The organism is Novosphingobium bradum (assembly GCF_042646485.1).
Lineage (GTDB): Bacteria > Pseudomonadota > Alphaproteobacteria > Sphingomonadales > Sphingomonadaceae > Novosphingobium > Novosphingobium bradum.
Map to the genome: position 1 here is coordinate 28,357 of NZ_JBHRTQ010000004.1, position 16,471 is coordinate 44,827.

At 66.9% G+C, this 16,471-nt stretch carries 25 protein-coding genes; 1 reads left to right on the forward strand and 24 read right to left on the reverse strand.

Features of this window, described 5'->3' with window-relative positions; genetic code table 11:
• Positions 1–109: 109 nt before the first annotated feature.
• The 7 genes from ACFOD9_RS03565 to rplO all read right to left on the reverse strand — a co-directional run bounded on the left by ACFOD9_RS03565 (position 110) and on the right by rplO (position 6,637).
• A complete protein-coding gene (locus ACFOD9_RS03565) occupies positions 110–1,168 on the reverse strand; it encodes a DNA-directed RNA polymerase subunit alpha (RefSeq protein ID WP_379508717.1) in 1,059 nt (352 codons plus the stop codon).
• A 107-nt stretch (positions 1,169–1,275) separates the two neighbouring features.
• On the reverse strand, positions 1,276–1,665 hold the full coding sequence (gene rpsK, locus ACFOD9_RS03570; protein ID WP_058736858.1) for a 30S ribosomal protein S11: 390 nt from the start codon (positions 1,663–1,665) through the stop codon (positions 1,276–1,278).
• 72 nt (positions 1,666–1,737) lie between these two features.
• The gene (gene rpsM, locus ACFOD9_RS03575; RefSeq protein WP_379508718.1) at positions 1,738–2,106 is read right to left on the reverse strand and encodes a 30S ribosomal protein S13; all 369 of its coding nucleotides are present in this window, start codon (positions 2,104–2,106) and stop codon (positions 1,738–1,740) included.
• Positions 2,107–2,282: 176 nt separating this feature from the next.
• Positions 2,283–3,551, reverse strand: coding sequence for an acyltransferase family protein (locus ACFOD9_RS03580; RefSeq protein ID WP_379508719.1), 1,269 nt, complete (start codon positions 3,549–3,551; stop codon positions 2,283–2,285).
• 249 nt (positions 3,552–3,800) lie between these two features.
• Positions 3,801–4,448: an adenylate kinase gene (locus ACFOD9_RS03585; RefSeq protein WP_379508720.1), complete on the reverse strand. Its 648-nt coding sequence runs from the start codon at positions 4,446–4,448 to the stop codon at positions 3,801–3,803.
• 133 nt (positions 4,449–4,581) lie between these two features.
• Positions 4,582–5,949 carry a preprotein translocase subunit SecY gene (secY, locus tag ACFOD9_RS03590; protein ID WP_379508721.1) on the reverse strand — a complete coding sequence of 456 codons (1,368 nt, stop codon included), beginning with the start codon at positions 5,947–5,949 and terminating at the stop codon, positions 4,582–4,584.
• Between the two features lie 163 nt (positions 5,950–6,112).
• Entirely contained in the window at positions 6,113–6,637 is a 525-nt protein-coding gene (rplO, locus tag ACFOD9_RS03595) for a 50S ribosomal protein L15 (protein WP_379508722.1), read from the reverse strand.
• 128 nt (positions 6,638–6,765) lie between these two features.
• Between rplO and ACFOD9_RS03600 the strand changes: the two genes are divergently transcribed.
• Positions 6,766–8,250: a hypothetical protein gene (locus tag ACFOD9_RS03600; protein ID WP_379508723.1), complete on the forward strand. Its 1,485-nt coding sequence runs from the start codon at positions 6,766–6,768 to the stop codon at positions 8,248–8,250.
• Positions 8,251–8,295: 45 nt separating this feature from the next.
• Here ACFOD9_RS03600 and ACFOD9_RS03605 read toward each other — a convergent pair whose 3' ends face one another.
• From ACFOD9_RS03605 to rplB, 17 genes are read right to left on the reverse strand one after another with little or no spacing between them, the layout of a single operon-like run.
• Positions 8,296–9,465, reverse strand: coding sequence for an acyltransferase family protein (locus ACFOD9_RS03605; protein ID WP_379508724.1), 1,170 nt, complete (start codon positions 9,463–9,465; stop codon positions 8,296–8,298).
• Positions 9,462–9,638: a 50S ribosomal protein L30 gene (gene rpmD, locus ACFOD9_RS03610; RefSeq protein WP_379508725.1), complete on the reverse strand. Its 177-nt coding sequence runs from the start codon at positions 9,636–9,638 to the stop codon at positions 9,462–9,464. The genes ACFOD9_RS03605 and rpmD overlap by 4 nt, the downstream gene beginning before the upstream one ends.
• A gap of 6 nt (positions 9,639–9,644) precedes the next feature.
• Positions 9,645–10,388: a 30S ribosomal protein S5 gene (gene rpsE / locus ACFOD9_RS03615; protein WP_379508726.1), complete on the reverse strand. Its 744-nt coding sequence runs from the start codon at positions 10,386–10,388 to the stop codon at positions 9,645–9,647.
• Between the two features lie 2 nt (positions 10,389–10,390).
• Positions 10,391–10,741, reverse strand: coding sequence for a 50S ribosomal protein L18 (gene rplR / locus ACFOD9_RS03620; protein WP_379508727.1), 351 nt, complete (start codon positions 10,739–10,741; stop codon positions 10,391–10,393).
• Positions 10,741–11,274, reverse strand: coding sequence for a 50S ribosomal protein L6 (rplF, locus tag ACFOD9_RS03625; RefSeq protein ID WP_379508728.1), 534 nt, complete (start codon positions 11,272–11,274; stop codon positions 10,741–10,743). The genes rplR and rplF overlap by 1 nt, the downstream gene beginning before the upstream one ends.
• Positions 11,274–11,669 (reverse strand): 30S ribosomal protein S8, encoded by a 396-nt coding sequence (gene rpsH, locus ACFOD9_RS03630; RefSeq protein ID WP_185663853.1) that lies wholly within the window; start codon positions 11,667–11,669, stop codon positions 11,274–11,276. The genes rplF and rpsH overlap by 1 nt, the downstream gene beginning before the upstream one ends.
• Positions 11,670–11,679: 10 nt before the next feature.
• A complete protein-coding gene (rpsN, locus tag ACFOD9_RS03635; protein ID WP_379508729.1) occupies positions 11,680–11,985 on the reverse strand; it encodes a 30S ribosomal protein S14 in 306 nt (101 codons plus the stop codon).
• A 28-nt stretch (positions 11,986–12,013) separates the two neighbouring features.
• Positions 12,014–12,595, reverse strand: a complete 582-nt coding sequence (rplE, locus tag ACFOD9_RS03640; protein ID WP_379508730.1) for a 50S ribosomal protein L5 — start codon at positions 12,593–12,595, stop codon at positions 12,014–12,016.
• A complete protein-coding gene (rplX, locus tag ACFOD9_RS03645) occupies positions 12,588–12,905 on the reverse strand; it encodes a 50S ribosomal protein L24 (protein ID WP_379508731.1) in 318 nt (105 codons plus the stop codon). Before rplX ends, rplE begins: the two co-directional genes overlap by 8 nt.
• Positions 12,905–13,273: a 50S ribosomal protein L14 gene (rplN, locus tag ACFOD9_RS03650; protein WP_379508732.1), complete on the reverse strand. Its 369-nt coding sequence runs from the start codon at positions 13,271–13,273 to the stop codon at positions 12,905–12,907. The genes rplX and rplN overlap by 1 nt, the downstream gene beginning before the upstream one ends.
• Positions 13,274–13,329: 56 nt before the next feature.
• Entirely contained in the window at positions 13,330–13,599 is a 270-nt protein-coding gene (gene rpsQ, locus ACFOD9_RS03655) for a 30S ribosomal protein S17 (protein ID WP_379508733.1), read from the reverse strand.
• A gap of 12 nt (positions 13,600–13,611) precedes the next feature.
• A complete protein-coding gene (gene rpmC / locus ACFOD9_RS03660; protein WP_379508734.1) occupies positions 13,612–13,815 on the reverse strand; it encodes a 50S ribosomal protein L29 in 204 nt (67 codons plus the stop codon).
• Entirely contained in the window at positions 13,815–14,249 is a 435-nt protein-coding gene (rplP, locus tag ACFOD9_RS03665; protein WP_379508735.1) for a 50S ribosomal protein L16, read from the reverse strand. The genes rpmC and rplP overlap by 1 nt, the downstream gene beginning before the upstream one ends.
• 3 nt (positions 14,250–14,252) lie before the next feature.
• Complete coding sequence (gene rpsC / locus ACFOD9_RS03670) at positions 14,253–14,963, reverse strand: 30S ribosomal protein S3 (protein ID WP_379508736.1); 711 nt, start codon at positions 14,961–14,963, stop codon at positions 14,253–14,255.
• A 3-nt stretch (positions 14,964–14,966) separates the two neighbouring features.
• Positions 14,967–15,350 (reverse strand): 50S ribosomal protein L22, encoded by a 384-nt coding sequence (gene rplV, locus ACFOD9_RS03675; protein ID WP_379508737.1) that lies wholly within the window; start codon positions 15,348–15,350, stop codon positions 14,967–14,969.
• A complete protein-coding gene (rpsS, locus tag ACFOD9_RS03680; protein WP_379508738.1) occupies positions 15,350–15,628 on the reverse strand; it encodes a 30S ribosomal protein S19 in 279 nt (92 codons plus the stop codon). The genes rplV and rpsS overlap by 1 nt, the downstream gene beginning before the upstream one ends.
• Positions 15,629–15,634: 6 nt before the next feature.
• A complete protein-coding gene (gene rplB, locus ACFOD9_RS03685; protein ID WP_379508739.1) occupies positions 15,635–16,471 on the reverse strand; it encodes a 50S ribosomal protein L2 in 837 nt (278 codons plus the stop codon).

The window sequence follows — 16,471 nt, forward strand, 5'->3', positions numbered from 1 at the left end:
GTTATGAGCCCGTGTCAGGTAGCCCAGACCTGGCAGCGCTTGGGGCGGCTGCCGGAACCCGGTGCGATTCCCACCCTTCGCCGTCGCGAAGGGTGAGCTCGCGAGGCCATCAGCCGAGCAGTTCCTGCTCCAGCTTCTTGGCCATTTCCTCGATGTTTTCCGGCGGCCAGCCGGGGATGTCCATGCCGAGGCGCAGGCCCATCGAGCTCAGGACTTCCTTGATCTCGTTGAGCGACTTGCGGCCGAAGTTCGGCGTGCGGAGCATCTCGGCCTCGGTCTTCTGGACCAGGTCACCGATGTAGATGATGTTGTCGTTCTTGAGGCAGTTGGCCGAACGGACCGACAGTTCCAGCTCGTCCACCTTCTTGAGCAGGTAGCGGTTGAGCTGGTTGGTATCGCCTTCCTCGGCCGGAGCGGCGGCCATGCCGATCATCGGCGAGGCGCCGGTCGGGGCCACGTCCTCGAAGTGGACGAACAGGGCGAGCTGGTCCTGGAGGATGCGCGCGGCATAGGCCACCGCGTCTTCCGGGGTCACCGTGCCGTCGGTCTCGATGCTCAGGCTGAGCTTGTCGTAGTCAAGCTCCTGGCCGATGCGGGCATTGTCGACCTTGTAGGAGACCTGGCGCACCGGCGAGTAGAGCGAATCGACCGGGATCAGCCCGATCGGCGCATCGACCGGACGGTTCGACACGGCCGGGACATAGCCCTTGCCGGTGTCGGCGGTCAGTTCCATGTTGAGGGTCGCACCCTCATCCAGGTGGCAGATCACGAGGTCCTTGTTCATGACCTCGATGTCGCCGGTCACGGCGATGTCGCCGGCCTTGACCTCGGCCGGGCCGGTCGCGGAGAGCTGGAGGCGCTTGGGGCCTTCGCCCTGCATCCGAAGCGCGATCTGCTTCACGTTGAGGACGATATCGGTCACGTCCTCGCGCACGCCGGCGAGCGAGCTGAATTCGTGGAGCACGTTCTCGATCTTGATCGAGGTGATCGCGGCGCCCTGCAGCGAGGAGAGCAGCACGCGGCGCAGCGCGTTGCCGAGCGTCAGGCCAAAACCGCGCTCAAGCGGCTCGGCGACGAAGGTCGCGCGCCGCTTGGGATCGTTGCCGGGCTTGATGTCCAGATTGTTGGGCTTCTTGAGTTCCTGCCAGTTCTTGATGTTGACAGTCATGGACTTCCCCTAGGGTATGTTCTGGCGGGAAAAGCCGCGGGTCCCGGTGGGGGACCGCGGCTTCTCGAGATTTGCGATGGCCGGGCCCGGCCACCGCAGCAGGTCGATCAGACGCGGCGACGCTTGGACGGGCGCACGCCGTTGTGCGGGATCGGGGTCACGTCGCGGATCGAGGTAATGGTGAAGCCGACCGCCTGGAGGGCGCGCAGCGCGCTCTCGCGGCCCGAGCCGGGACCCTTGACCTCGACCTCGAGGGTGCGGACGCCGTGTTCGGCGGCCTTCTTGCCGGCATCGTCAGCCGCGACCTGGGCGGCATAGGGAGTCGACTTGCGGCTGCCCTTGAAGCCCATCATGCCGGCCGACGACCACGAGATCGCATTGCCCTGGGCATCGGTGATGGTGACCATGGTGTTGTTGAAGCTGGCGTTCACGTGAGCGATGCCGCTCGAAATGTTCTTGCGCTCGCGGCGCTTGATGCGCTGGGGTTCGCGTGCCATGTGCTGAATTCCTGTCGAAAATCGGGAAAAGGAGCAGACCTGCCGGAGGCGCCGAACGCCTCCCGGGCGGCCTTACTTCTTCTTGCCGGCGATGGGCTTGGCCTTGCCCTTGCGGGTACGGGCGTTGGTGTGAGTGCGCTGGCCGCGGACCGGAAGGCCCTTGCGGTGACGCAGGCCGCGATAGCAGGCGAGGTCCATCAGGCGCTTGATGTTCATCGCCGTCTCGCGGCGCAGATCGCCCTCGACAGTGAATTCGGCGTCGATCGTCTCGCGGATGTGCAGGACTTCCTGGTCGGTCAGGTCCTGAACGCGACGGCTGTGGTCGATCCCCAGCTTGTCGGCGATGTCCTTGGCCGACTTGGGGCCGATACCGTGAATGTAGGTGAGCGCGATGATCACGCGCTTGTTGGTGGGGAGGTTGACCCCGGCAATACGTGCCACTTAAATTCTCCAAGCTCCACAGGAAGTTGGCCGAATGGCGCTTCCTATCTCAACGCGGGTTCACTGCGATGAAACGGCAAAAGTCCGGATGGCGAGCACGTGACATATCACGCGAGGTATCGCCTGCCGGACTGACCCGTTTGTTCGAGTGAAGGGCGCGCTTAGGACGATTCGCCCTAGCTGTCAACGCCGCGAAAAACGGCGGACTGGCTTGCGCTATCCTTGTGCCACCCCCTGCCCGCGGCCGCAAGCCCCTGGCCGGCGGGCAGGACCGGCGCGCGTGCGGCCCGGCGCTGCGCGCGGGCATATCGGCGCAGCCAGTCGCGCGCGGGGGCTTCGAACCAGTGGTAACAGGGCCAGGCGAGCGCCAGGACCAGGCCCAGGAACAGGGCAAGGAACCAGCACTGGCCGGCCAGGCCGGAGACCCGCGCGCCCAGGACCAGGAACAGAGCCAGCTGGACGGGAACGTGGACGAGATAGATGCTGTAGGTCCGATCGCCCAGCGCGCCGAGGGCACGGCGCAGCCAGGCGGGCGCGAAGGGATCGGCCGCGACGAGCGCGAGGATCAGCCCGCCCAGCAGCAGCGGCAGCAGGACCACCGCCACGATCTCGGTCTCGCGCGGGTCGATCCGGGCAAGGCCCGCCGCGCCCAGCGCCATGGCCGCCAGCCCGGCCCCCAGCAGCAGGCGCGGCAGGGCGGCGAAGCTGCGCCAGATCGCGCACAGCGCCACGCCGAGGAAGAAGTGGAAGCCGCAGGCGAACACCTCTGTCCCGCCGACCTCGCGGCGCAGCACGGTCATCGCCGCGGCCAGGGCCAATGGCCCGGCCAGGCCCAGCCCCGGGAGCCAGCGCCGGGTCAGCCAGAACAGGGCATAGGCCGCGACCTCGACCGAGACCGACCAGATTGGCCCGTTGAACGACATTCCCGTGCTGGCCAGCCAATCGGAGGCGAAGCCAAGCTGGAGGAGGAAGTGCGCCGGATCGTTGTGGGTGAACAGGAGCGGCGTGCCGAAGCGCAGGCTTGCGGCCCATTGTTCGGCGGCGACCACCAGCAGGGTGGCGAAGTGCAGCGGATAGAGCCGGGCGAAGCGGTTGACCACGAATTCGCGGCTGGTCGCCGGGCGGCCATAGTAGACCGCGGCGAAGACGAAGCCGGAGATCATCCAGAACAGCTGCACCCCGAAGTGGCCCAGCTCGTAAAGCGGGCCGAGCAGGCTTTCGAGCGGGACTCGCCCGGCGATCCCGGGCGAGCGGAAGGTGCCGGGCGGGTAGAGGAAGTGGCGGTAGTGGAAGAACAGCACGGCTACGGCAGCCAGCCCGCGCAAGCCATCAAGCAGCATGAGGCGCGGCACCTGCCGGTCGGCCGGATAGAGCCGGTGGGCGGGCGCGAGGAGCCCGGCGAGCGCCCGCGCGACTTCCGCCGTGTTCTGTACGAATCTGGCCATCTGCGGCTTGCCCCCTGCCCTTCCGGCCGGGCGATAGGCGGCGCGGCCGCGCGGCGCCACTGGCGCGATGGTGGCGGTTCAGGATGGGACGGAGCGCCCGGAAACCCTAACGCGGGTTGCTTGGCAGGGCGGCGCGGCGGCGCGCGCCAGGCGGTTGACGACGGGATGGCACGCTGGCGGGGCAGTTCCCCTGCCGCCGAGCGTCAAGGCAAGGCAGCCTCTCCCCGGTGGGGAGAGGACAGCCAGGCATCAGCCGGCGATGATCTTCTCGATCGCGGCGGTGACATCGTCCATGTCGGCCATGCCGTTGACGCGCGAGACGATCCCGCGGGCCTCGTAGATCGGCAGGATCGGCGCGGTCTTGGCGCGATACTCGGCCATGCGGGTCCGCACGGTTTCCTCGTTGTCGTCGGGCCGGCGCTTGAACTCGGTGGAGCCGCACTTGTCGCAGACGCCGAGCTGACGAGGCTGCTCGAACGTGTCGTGATAACCCTTGCCGCAATTGGCGCAGGTGAACCGGCCGGTGATGCGTTCGACCAGGGCATCCTCGTCGACCGCGAGTTCGATCACCCGGTCAAGGCTGCGGCCCCGGCCGGTGAGGATCGCATCGAGCGAGCCGGCCTGGGCTTCGGTGCGCGGATAGCCGTCGAAGATGGCGCCGGCATCGGCGCCCATCGCGTCGAGTTCCTCGCCGATGAGGGCAGAGACGATCTCGTCCGAAACGAGCTCGCCGCGCTCCATCACGGCCTTGGCCTGGAGGCCGACCGGCGTTCCGGCCTTGACCGCTGCGCGCAGCATATCGCCGGTCGAGAGCTGGCGCATCCCGTGGCGTTCGACCAGGCGCTGGGCCTGGGTGCCCTTGCCCGCGCCCGGAGGCCCCAGCAGAATGATGTTCATGATGGAGGCCTCCCTGTAACGCGCGCCCGTGCGGTCTCACGCGCTTCATCCGACAACTGTGCCGTTCGTCAAGTCCGCGGCACGGACTTCTGCCCGATATGATCGGCGCGGGCGGTCTTGCGGCCCGCCGCGCCTAGCGCATCCGGCCCTTGAGCTTCGCCTTCTTGATCAGGTCGCCATACTGGTGGGCCAGCAGGTGCGACTGGATCTGGGTGATCGTATCAACCGTGACGTTGACCACGATCAGCAGCGAGGTGCCGCCGGCGAAGAACAGGTGGACGCCGGTCTGCGCGATCACCCATTCGGGGACGACGCAGACGATCATGATATAGGCCGCGCCCATCACCGTGATGCGGGTGAGAACGTGATCGAGATAGGTCGCGGTGTTCTTGCCCGGGCGGATGCCCGGGATGAAGCCGCCGTTCTTCTTCAGGTTCTCGGCCGTTTCCTCGGGGTTGAAGACCACCGCGGTGTAGAAGAACGAGAAGAACACGATGCCCACCGCATAGAGCAGCATATAGAGCGGCTTGCCGTGGCCGAGATAGAGGTTGAGCTGGGTCACGAAGTTGCCCATCCCCGAATCCGGGTTGAGCGACTTGCCGGCGAACTGGGTGATGGTCAGCGGAAGCAGCAGCAGCGACGAGGCGAAGATCGGCGGGATCACGCCCGCGGTGTTGAGCTTGAGCGGCAGGTGGCTGCGATCCGCCTGCATCATGCCCTTTTGCGTGGCGCGCTTGGGATACTGGATCAGCAGCCGCCGCGTGGCGCGCTCGAAGAAGCAGATGCCCAGGATCAGCGCCACCAGCAGGACCACCAGGCCGACGATGGTGAAGCCCGAGATCGAGCCCGACCGGCCGCCCTCGAACAGGTTGGCGACGAAAGTGGGCATTTGCGCCACGATGCCGGCCATGATGATCAGCGAGGTGCCGTTGCCGATGCCGCGCGAGGTAATCTGTTCGCCCAGCCACAGCAGGAACATGGTGCCGCCGATCAGCGAGATCACCGCGCCGACGCGGAACACCACCCCCGGCATGACCACGGCCTGGAGGCCGCTGGAGGCGCCATAGGCTTCAAGCCCGGAGGCCACGAACCAGCCCTGCACCGCGGTGAGGACCACGGCGCCGTAGCGGGTGTACTGGTTGAGCTTCTTGCGCCCGCTTTCGCCTTCCTTCTTGAGGCTGGCGAGTGCCGGGTGGAGCGAGGCGGCAAGCTGCACCACGATCGAGGCGGTGATGTAGGGCATCACGCCGAGCGCGATCAGGCTCATGCGCTGGAGCCCGCCACCCGAGAAGGTGTTGAACAGATCGAGGATGCCGCCCTGGGTGCGGCTGTAGAGATCCGAGAGGATCAGCGGATTCACGCCCGGCAGCGGCACGAAGCTGAGGAACCGGAAGACGATCAGCGCGCCGACCGTGAACCAGATCCGCTTCTTGAGCTCGGTGGCCTTGGAGAAGTTGGCGAGGCTGAGGGTGCTCGCGATATTGTCGGCGCGTGAAGCCATGTCGGAATGAAGCCTTGGTTGCGTGGCTGCCCCATACAGGGCGGCGCCGCGCTTGTCGAACCCCGCGCCGCCGATGGCACTGCCCCGGGCCGAACCCGGGACCGGCATCGGTCAGACGCAAGCAGGCCAGCGGCCCCGGCTTCCGCCGGGGCGAGGCGTGGGATCAGGCCTTGGCCGCCGCCTTGTTGGCGTCGCGGCGGGCGTTCTTCTTTTCCTGCTCGGTCGGACCGGCCTCGGGCAGGGTCACCGAACCGCCGGCGGCTTCCACCGCGGCCTTGGCACCGGCCGAAACGCCGTTGACCGCGAAGTTCGCCTTGGCCGAGAAGGTGCCCTTGCCGAGCAGGCGAACGCCGTCCTTGCCGCCACGAGCGAGGCCAGCGGCCTTGAGCGCGGCATGGTCGATCGTGGCGTTCACGTCGAGCTTGCCGGCTTCGATCGCCTTCTGGATCAGGCCCAGGTTCACCTCGGCGAAGTCCTTGGCGAAGATGTTGTTGAAGCCGCGCTTCGGGATCCGCATATGGAGCGGCATCTGGCCGCCCTCGAAGCCGTTGACCGACACGCCCGAACGCGCCTTGGCGCCCTTCTGGCCGCGACCGGCGGTCTTGCCCTTGCCCGAACCGATGCCGCGGCCAACGCGCATACGGCCCTTGCGGGCACCGGAATTGTCACGGATGTCATTGAGTTTCATGTCGTAGCACTCGCTTTCGCTTTGAATCGCGCTTGATGGGAGCGGCGCCCTTAGGCGAAGGCGCCCGGCCTGTCACCCCCTTTTCACCGCGCCGATCGCCGCTAGACTGCGCGCCGGGGGGATCGTTCATGGCGACTATCGAAGCGGAGCAGCCGGGCCTGCGCGTGATGGCGGGACGGCCGCTCGTCCAGGGCGCGGTGCTGGCCCTGCTGGCGCTGGTGCTGCGCTGGAGTTCCTTTGGCGATCCCGACATCACGGCGGACGAAACCTTCTACCAGACCGTGGGGATCGCCATGCATCATGGCGCCCTGCCCTATGTCGACGTGTGGGACAGGAAGCCGCTGGGCCTGTTCCTGGTCTACTGGGCGATCACCGGGATCTCGGCCGCCCCGCTGGCCTACCAGCTTGCCGCCACCGCCAGTGCCGCCGGCACGGCCCTGGTCATCGCCCGCATCGCGATGCGCTGGACCGGAACCCGGGGGGCGCTGCTGGCCGGCGCGCTCTATCTGGTGTGGCTGACCCCGCTGTTCGGCTTCGGCGGGCAAAGCCCGGTGTTCTACAACCTGCTGGTCGCCGGGGCCGCCCTGCTGGTCCTGCGCGCGCAGCCCCGGCTCGAGCGCGGTGGGAACAGCCCGGCCGCAAGCCTCGCCATGGTACTGGCCGGCTGCGCGATCACGATCAAGACCAGCGCCCTGTTCGAGGGCGCCTACTTCGGCCTGGTGCTCATCGCCGCCACCCGCCGTTCACCCGAGCCGCTGGCCTGGCTGATGGCCCGCGCCGCCCGCTGGGCCATGCTGGGCGCGGCGCCCACCCTGCTGATCGCGCTGTATTACGCGGCGGTGGGCCACTGGGGCGAATGGTGGCACGCCATGGTCATCGCCAACCTGGCCAAGGGCGGCGACTGGGCGAGCTCGTCGCTGCGCCTCGTCCTGCTGTGGCGCCTGATCATGCCAATGGTGCTGGCCGCCGCCATCGGCCTCGCCTTGCTGCCGCGCCAGAGCCGCAGCTTTCCCGCCGGCTGGCTGCTGGCGGCCCTGATCGGCCTGGCCGCGATCCCCAATTTCTACCCGCACTATGCCCTGCCCCTGCTGGTGGTGCTGTGCGCCTGCGCCGCGCCGCTGCTGGGCCGCGGCTGGCTGGGCATCGGGATCGCCCTGGCCCTGGCAGGGCTTAGCCTGCGCGCCGAAACGCCGTTTCGCCCGGGCCAGGCCGAGCGTTCGGCGCGCACTTTCGCCGAACTGGCCCAGGCGATCCGCGCCCACGGCGGCACGCCGCGCACCAGAGGCCTGCTGGTCTATGCCGGCCCCGCCCAGCTCTATCCGCTGACCGGCAACGCCCTGCCCACCCCGCTCGCCTTCGAAACCCATCTCAGCCAGGCGAGCGAACGCAATGTCAGCCATCTCGACACCGTGGCCGAACTGCGCCGCGTCCTCGCCGCGCGGCCGGGCACGGTGGTCGTGCCGGTGGTGGTCCGCAACGGCCCGGTCGTGCCCGAGACCTGGGCCATGGTGAACCGCTACGTGCACGCCCATTGCCGCCCGGTGATGCAGCGCCACGTCGAGGACTGGCTGCTGGCAGACGACCTGGTGGTCTGGGGCGATTGCCGGGGTTGAGCGGGAACCGGCCGGTCCCGGCCGCGGCTCGCAACCGGGGCGCGGTCAGGCCGCGGGAACGGCCACGGCGGAGTGCTGGCCCGCAAGCCGGCGACGGATGAGGATCCGGGCCGGCCGCTCGATCAGCAGGAAGGACAGTCGGGCCAGCAGCATCATGCCCACCAGGAAGGCGACCAGGAAGGCCGGCCGCGAAGCAAGCGCGGGCAAGGCGTGACGCGCGGGAAAAAGCAGCAGCAGGCTTAGCTGGACCGGCACGTGCCAGAGGTAGAGGCCGTAGGTGTTGTCGCCCAGCCAGTCACAGACGCGGGTCAGCGGGCGGCCCACACGGCGCTCCAGCAGAAGGCAGGTCAGCATCACCGCCCCGCCCCCGGCGATGATCGCCACGCTGGGGTTCGCCGCGGCGACCGCCGCGCTCGCCACCGCGGCGCCGAACGCGGCGGCAGCGACACCCTGCCCGGTCCGCAAGGCGCCAGAGAGGGTGTAGAGCGCGACCCCGAGCATGAAATGATAGAGGCAGCGCACGATCTCGTTTTCAAGACCGACCGCGCACAGGGCCATGGCCATGGCCGCCACCAGCACGGGGGCCGCGACAGGCCGGCGGCGCAGCAGCGGCCGCGCAAACCAGAACAGCGCATAGACCACCACTTCGGCCGAAACCGACCAGATCGGCCCGTTGAAGCTTTCGCGCCCACGCGGGAACCCCCAGCCCGAAGCCATGCCCAGGTGCTGGAGCGCGGTCCACCCGTCGCCCGGGCCATAGATGAAGGTCGCACCGAAGCGGCTCAGCACGGCGCCCTGGAGCAGGCCGACCACGACGAAAGTGAGCAGGTGCAACGGGTAGAGCCGGGCGAAGCGGTTGATCGCGAAATCGCGCCCGCTCGACCGCGCGGAGAGGTACACGTGAGCGAAGACCACCCCGGACAGCATCCAGAAGGCCTGCACCGCATAGTTGCCGAAGTCGTAGAGCGGCCAGAGCACAGCGTAGCCGGGAAGGTGCGCGGTGAACCCGGGCACCGGCGCCATCAGGCCAACCGGAAAATAGAAGTGCTGGTAATGCCAGAACAGGATGGCGATCGCCGCCAGCCCGCGCACCCCATTGAGCAGCGCAAGGTCGGTCGGAGCGGACGCCTGGTGCTGACGCGAAAGCGGGGCCGAGGCCGGGTTGCTCACCCGGTCCTCGTCCCCGCATTCACTCGGCACAGACGCCAGGGTCAATCGACCACGGCCACCATGTGCGGCAGCTTGGCGATGGCGCCACGCACTTCGGCGGAATCTTCCACCTCGACCACGCGGTGCATCTTGCCCAGGCCCAGGCCAACCAGGATCTTCTTCTGGCTTTCCGGGCGACGGATCGGCGAACCGATCTGCTTGATCTTGATCTTCGCCATGACAGCTTACTCCGTGATCGCTTCGGCCGCGGCTTCCGCCTCGGCAGCGCTGCCACCGGCGCGGCCGAGCAGGTCGGCGACCTTCTTGCCGCGACGCTGGGCGACCGACTTCGGCGAAGTCTGGTCGGTCAGCGCGTCGAAGGTGGCGCGGATCATGTTGTAGGGGTTAGACGTACCGACCGACTTGGTCACCACGTCATGAACGCCCAGGCTCTCGAACACGGCGCGCATCGGACCGCCGGCGATGATGCCCGTGCCGGCCGGGGCCGAGCGGACATTGACCTTGCCGGCGCCGAAGTGGCCGCGGCCATCGTGGTGCAGGGTCCGGCCTTCCTTGAGCGGAACGCGGATCATCTTCTTCTTGGCCGAGGCGGTCGCCTTGGTGATAGCCTCGGGCACTTCGCGCGCCTTGCCATGACCGAAGCCGACCCGGCCCTTGCCGTCGCCCACGACGACCAGCGCCGCGAAGCCGAAGCGCTTGCCGCCCTTCACCGTCTTGGAGACGCGGTTGATGTGGACGAGCTTTTCGATCAGCTCCTCGCCACCCTCGTCGTCGCCGCCACGGCCACGGCCGCGATCGTCGCGCCCACGGCCACGGCCGCCGTCACGGCCGCCGCGATCGTTGCCGCCACGGCCACGACCACCGCCGCCACCACGCCCACCACGGGCCTCGCGCTGTTCGCCGGCACCTGCTTCGGGAGCGGCTGCTTCGACGGCCGGGCCGCCTTCGATGTTGGTTTCGTCAGCCATGCTCAGAACTCCAGCCCGCCTTCACGGGCGGCATCGGCCAGCGCCTTGACGCGGCCATGGAACAGGAAGCCGCCGCGGTCGAACACCACGGAGGTCACGCCAGCCGCCTTGGCGGCTTCGGCGAGCGCCTTGCCGACATCGGCAGCGGCAGCCACCGTTGCGCCCGGCCCCTTGGAGCCCTTGACCAGCGTCGAGGCGGCAACGACCGTGCGGCCGGCGGCATCGTCGATGATCTGCGCGTAGATGTGACGGCCCGAACGGTGCACCGAAAGCCGCGGACGGCCACCAGCGCGCGCCTTGAGCGCGGTGCGAACCCGCCGGCGACGGCGGTCGAAGAGCGAGAGCTTGGCCATTACTTCTTCTTCCCTTCCTTGCGGAAGATGTACTCGCCGCGGTACTTGATGCCCTTGCCCTTATAGGGCTCGGGCTTGCGCCAACGGCGGATTTCGGCGGCAACCTGGCCGACCTGCTGCTTGTCGATACCCGAGATTTCCACCGTGGTGTTGTCCGGGGTCTTGATCTCGATGCCTTCCGGCACCGAGAAGTCGACATCGTGGCTGTAGCCGAGCTGCAGCTTCAGGTTCTTGCCCTGGGCGTTAGCGCGGTAACCGACGCCGGTGATCTCGAGGACCTTGGTGTAGCCCTGGGTCACCCCGGTGACGAGGTTATCGACCAGCGTGCGCTGCATACCCCAGAAGGCGCGCGCCTGCTTGGTGTCGTTGGCCGGCTTCACGAGGATGGTGTCGCCATCGACGGTGTAGCTGATCTCGTCGCGCAGGTTCAGCGTGAGCGTGCCCTTGGGGCCTTTCACGGTGAGGATCCCGTTCGCGATATCGGCGGTGACCCCGCTCGGGATCGCCACCGGCTTCTTGCCGATGCGGCTCATCAGAACACCTCCGCCAGCACTTCGCCACCGACGTTCTGCGCCCGTGCCTCGGCATCCGAGAGCACGCCGCGCGGCGTCGAGACGATGGTGATGCCAAGACCATTGCGAACCACCGGGAGTTCCTTGGAACCCGAGTAGACGCGACGGCCCGGCTTGGAGACACGAGCGACGTGCTTGATCGCCGGCTCGCCTTCGAAATACTTCAGCTCGATACGCAGCTGCGGGTGGGCGCCGGTGGCGTCCTCCGAATAGCCGCGGATATAGCCCTCGCGCTGGAGCACTTCGAGCACGCGGGCGCGCAGCTTCGAAGCCGGCGAAAGGACGGAATCCTTCTTCGCCTGCTGGCCATTGCGGATGCGGGTGAGCATATCACCCAGGGGATCGGTCAGTGCCATCGCTTGATCCTTACCAGCTCGACTTCGTCACGCCCGGAATCATGCCCTTGTTGGCAAGATCACGGAGTTCGATGCGGCAAAGGCCGAACTTGCGATAGTAGCCGCGCGGGCGGCCGGTGGTTTCGCAGCGGTTGCGGACCCGGGTCGGGTTCGCATTGCGCGGCAGCTGGGCCATCTTCAGGCGGGCGATCAGGCGCTCGGTTTCGTCGAGCGACTTGTCGTTGGCCTGGGCCTTGAGCGCGGCAAACTTGGCCGCGTACTTCGCAACGAGCTTCTTACGACGCTCGTTCTTGTTGACTGAACTCAGTTTCGCCATGGACTTAAGCTCTCTTTCGCCAATCTGATCAGGCGGCCTGCTGCTGTTCAGCAGCGTCCTGCGGGAAGGGGAAACCGAAGAGGCGCAGCAGTTCGCGCGCTTCCTCGTCGGTCTTGGCGGTGGTGGTCACGATGATGTCCATGCCGCGCACCTTCTCGATCTGGTCGTAGCTGATCTCCGGGAAGATGATCTGCTCCTTGAGACCCATCGCGTAGTTGCCGCGACCGTCGAACGACTTCGGGTTGAGCCCGCGGAAGTCGCGGATGCGGGGCATCGCGATGGTGACCAGACGGTCGAGGAATTCGTACATCCGTTCACGGCGCAGGGTGACCTTGCAACCGATCGGCATACCCTCACGCAGCTTGAACTGCGCGATCGACTTCTTCGCCTTGGTGATGACGGGCTTCTGGCCGGCGATGAGTTCCATCTCGGCAGCGGCCGTGGTCACCTTCTTCTTGTCCTGGCTCGCCTCGCCCACGCCCATGTTGAGCGTGATCTTCTCGAGCTTCGGAATTTCCATCGCGTTCTTGTAGCCGAACTTCGCCTGCATCGCGGCGGCGATCTCGGCGTCGAACTTGGCCTTCAGGCGCGGCGTGTACTTTTCAGCCATCGATCGTCTCCCCGGACTTGACGGCCACGCGGACCTTCTTGCCGTCGCGCTCCTCGAAGCGCACGCGGGTGGGCTTGCCGTCCTTGTCGGCAACCGACACCTTCGAGATCGCCATCGGCGCCTCGACGCGGTCGATGCCGCCCTGCGGATTGACCTGGGTCGGCTTGCGGTGACGGGCAATCACGTTGACGCCCGAGACCAGGACCTTGCCATCCTTGGGCAGGACCTGAAGGACAGTGCCGGTACGGCCCTTGTCCTTGCCCGAACGCACGACGACCGAGTCGCCCTTCTTGATCTTTGCGGCGGCCATTACAGCACCTCCGGCGCGAGGCTGATGATCTTCATGAAGCCCTTGCCGCGAAGCTCGCGGACCACAGGGCCGAAGATACGGGTGCCGATCGGCTCTTCGTTCTTGCCGACGAGCACGGCGGCGTTGCTGTCAAAGCGGATGACCGAGCCATCGGCGCGGCGGACATCCTTGCGGGTCCGCACGATGACGGCGCGGTGCACGTCGCCCTTCTTGACGCGAGCACGGGGCTGCGCCTCCTTGATCGACACCACGATGATGTCGCCAACGCCCGCGAACCGACGCTTCGACCCGCCCAGCACCTTGATGCACTGGACGCGCTTGGCGCCGCTGTTGTCCGCGACGTCGAGGTTGGATTGCATCTGGATCATTGATCCGGTTCCTTCCTAGTGGCTTGCCGGAACCAGTCCGGCAGTTCCAAATTTCCTCAGACTTCGGCTTCGAGCGCGGCAGTCTTGCCCGCGGTCACCCGTTCGATCACCTTCCAGCTCTTCAGCTTGGAGATCGGCGCGGTTTCCTCGATGCGGACGACTTCCCCGGTGTGGAAAGCGTTGTCTTCGTCGTGGGCGTGATACTTCTTCGAGCGGCGGATGATCTTCCCGTACAGCGGGTGCTTCACCTTGCGCTCGACCTTCACGACCACGGTCTTGTCGGTCTTGTCGGAGACCACGGTCCCGATGAGAATACGCTTGGGCATTCGTGGTGCTCCTTACGCCTTGGCCGACTGAGAACGCTCAGTCTGCAGCGTCTTGATGCGGGCGATGTCGCGGCGCACTTCCTTGATGCGCGCCGGACGTTCCAGCTGGTTGGTCGCGGCCTGGAAGCGGAGGTTGAAGGCCTCCTTCTTGAGGTCGGCGAGGTCAGCGGTCAGCTGGTCGTCGCTCTTGGCGCGAAGATCGGTAACCTTGGCCATTATTCGCCTCCGAGGTGCGAGGTATCGCCGAGGCGGGCGATAACCTTGGTCTTGATCGGCAGCTTCATCGCGGCGCGGCTGAAAGCCTCCGCGGCGAGCGGGCCGGGAACGCCGTCGAGCTCGAACAGCACGCGGCCGGGCTTCACGCGGGCAGCCCAGTATTCGATCGAGCCCTTGCCCTTGCCCTGGCGGACCTCGGCGGGCTTCTTCGACACCGGCACATCCGGGAAGACGCGGATCCACAGACGGCCCTGGCGGCGGATGTGGCGGGTGATCGCGCGGCGGGCCGCTTCGATCTGGCGGGCGGTGATCCGCTCCGGCTCAAGTGCCTTCAGCCCGTAGGAGCCGAAGTTGAGATCCGAACCACCCTTGGCCAGGCCATGGATGCGGCCCTTGAAGGCCTTGCGGAACTTGGTCTTTTTCGGTTGCAGCATGGCTTAGTTCCTGCGGTCTTCGCGCGCCGGGCGCACGCCGGAGGTCTGGGCCTCCATCATCAGGCGATCCTGCGCCATCGGATCGTGGCCGAGGATCTCACCCTTGAAGACCCACACCTTGATCCCGATGATGCCGTAGGTCGTCAGAGCCTCGGCTTCGGCATAGTCGATGTTGGCGCGCAGCGTGTGCAGCGGCACCCGGCCTTCGCGATACTGCTCGACACGAGCGATTTCCGCGCCGCCGAGACGGCCGCCGCAAACCACCTTGATGCCTTCGGCGCCGAGCCGCATGGCCGACTGCATGGCCCGCTTCATCGCGCGGCGGAAGGCCACGCGGCGGATCAGCTGGTCAGCGATGCCCTGGGCGACGAGCTTGGCGTCGATCTCGGGCTTGCGGATCTCGACGATGTTCAGCTTGACGTCGCTGGCGGTCATCTTGGCGAGCTGCGAGCGCAGCTTCTCGATGTCGGCGCCCTTCTTGCCGATAATGACGCCCGGACGGGCGGCATAGATCGACACGCGGCACAGCTTGGCCGGGCGCTCGATCACCACCTTCGAGATCGCCGCCTGCGGCAGGGTCTCGATGATGAACTTGCGGATCTTGAGATCCTCGGCCAGCAGCTTGCCGTAGCTCTTGCCCTCGGCGTACCAGCGGCTGTCCCAGGTCCGGTTGATCTGGAGGCGCAGGCCGATCGGGTTGCTCTTGTGACCCATGGTTCAGGCCTCCTCGGCTTCGGTTTCACGGACGACGATCCGCAGCCGGCTGAACGGCTTGAGGATGCGGGTCGACTTGCCGCGGCCACGGGTGTGGAACCGCTTCATGGTGATCGACTTGCCAACCGAAGCCTCGGCGACGACGAGCGCGTCGACGTCGAGGTTGTGGTTGTTTTCCGCATTCGCGATCGCCGAGGCGAGCACCTTGCGGGCATCGACCGCCATCGCCTTGGTCGAGAAGGCGAGGATGTTCATCGCCTCTTCCGCGGTCTTGCCACGGATCAGGCCGGCGACGAGGTTCAGCTTCTGGGCCGAACCGCGGATCTGCGTGCCGACCGACAGCGCTTCCTTGTCACCAACGCGACGGGGGGACTTTTCCTTGCCCATTAGCGCTTGCCCTTCTTGTCAGCGGCGTGGCCGGGGAAGCTGCGCGTGGGCGCGAACTCGCCAAGCTTGTGGCCGACCATTTCTTCCGAAACGGCAACGGGGATGAACTTGTGGCCGTTGTAGACGGTGAACGTCAGACCAACGAACTGCGGGATGATCGTCGAGCGCCGCGACCAGGTCTTGATCGGGGCAGCGCGCGAACCGGCGTCCTGCGCGACCTCGGCCTTCTTCAGCAGGTGCAGGTCGACGAAGGGGCCCTTCCAGACGGAACGTGCCATGGTCGATTACCTCTTCTTCTTCGCGTGGCGCGAACGGATGATCATGCCGTCGGTCCGCTTGTTGTGGCGGGTCCGGGCACCCTTGGTCGGCTTGCCCCACGGGGTCACCGGATGGCGGCCACCCGAGGTGCGGCCTTCACCACCACCGTGCGGGTGGTCGACCGGGTTCTTGGCGACGCCGCGCGTGAGCGGACGCTTGCCAAGCCAGCGGTTGCGACCGGCCTTGGCCAGGTTCTGGTTCTGGTTGTCGGGGTTCGAGACCGCACCAACCGTGCCCATGCAATCGCCGCGCAGGTAGCGCTGCTCACCCGAGTTCAGGCGGACAATGACCATGCCGCGGTCACGACCGACGACCTGGACATAGGTGCCGGCCGAACGGGCAATCTGCCCGCCCTTGCCCGGCTTCATCTCCACGTTGTGGATGATGGTGCCGACCGGCATCTGGCTGAGCAGCATCGCGTTGCCCGGCTTCACGTCGGTCTTCTCGCCGGCGATCACCTGGTCGCCAACGGCCAGGCGCTGCGGCGCCAGGATGTAGGCCTGCTCACCGTCGGCATAGCTGACGAGGGCGATGAACGCCGTGCGGTTGGGGTCATATTCCAGACGCTCGACGGTGGCCGGCTGGTCCCACTTGCGACGCTTGAAGTCGACGAAGCGGTACTTCTGCTTGTGGCCGCCGGCGATGCCGCGCGAGGTCACGTGACCCTTGTTGTTGCGGCCGCCCGTCTTGCGCTTGCCTTCGGTAAGCGCCTTGACCGGCTTGCCCTTCCACAGGGACGACTTGTCGACCAGGATCAGGCCACGACGGGCCGGGCTGGTCGGGTTATAGTTCTTGAGTGCCAT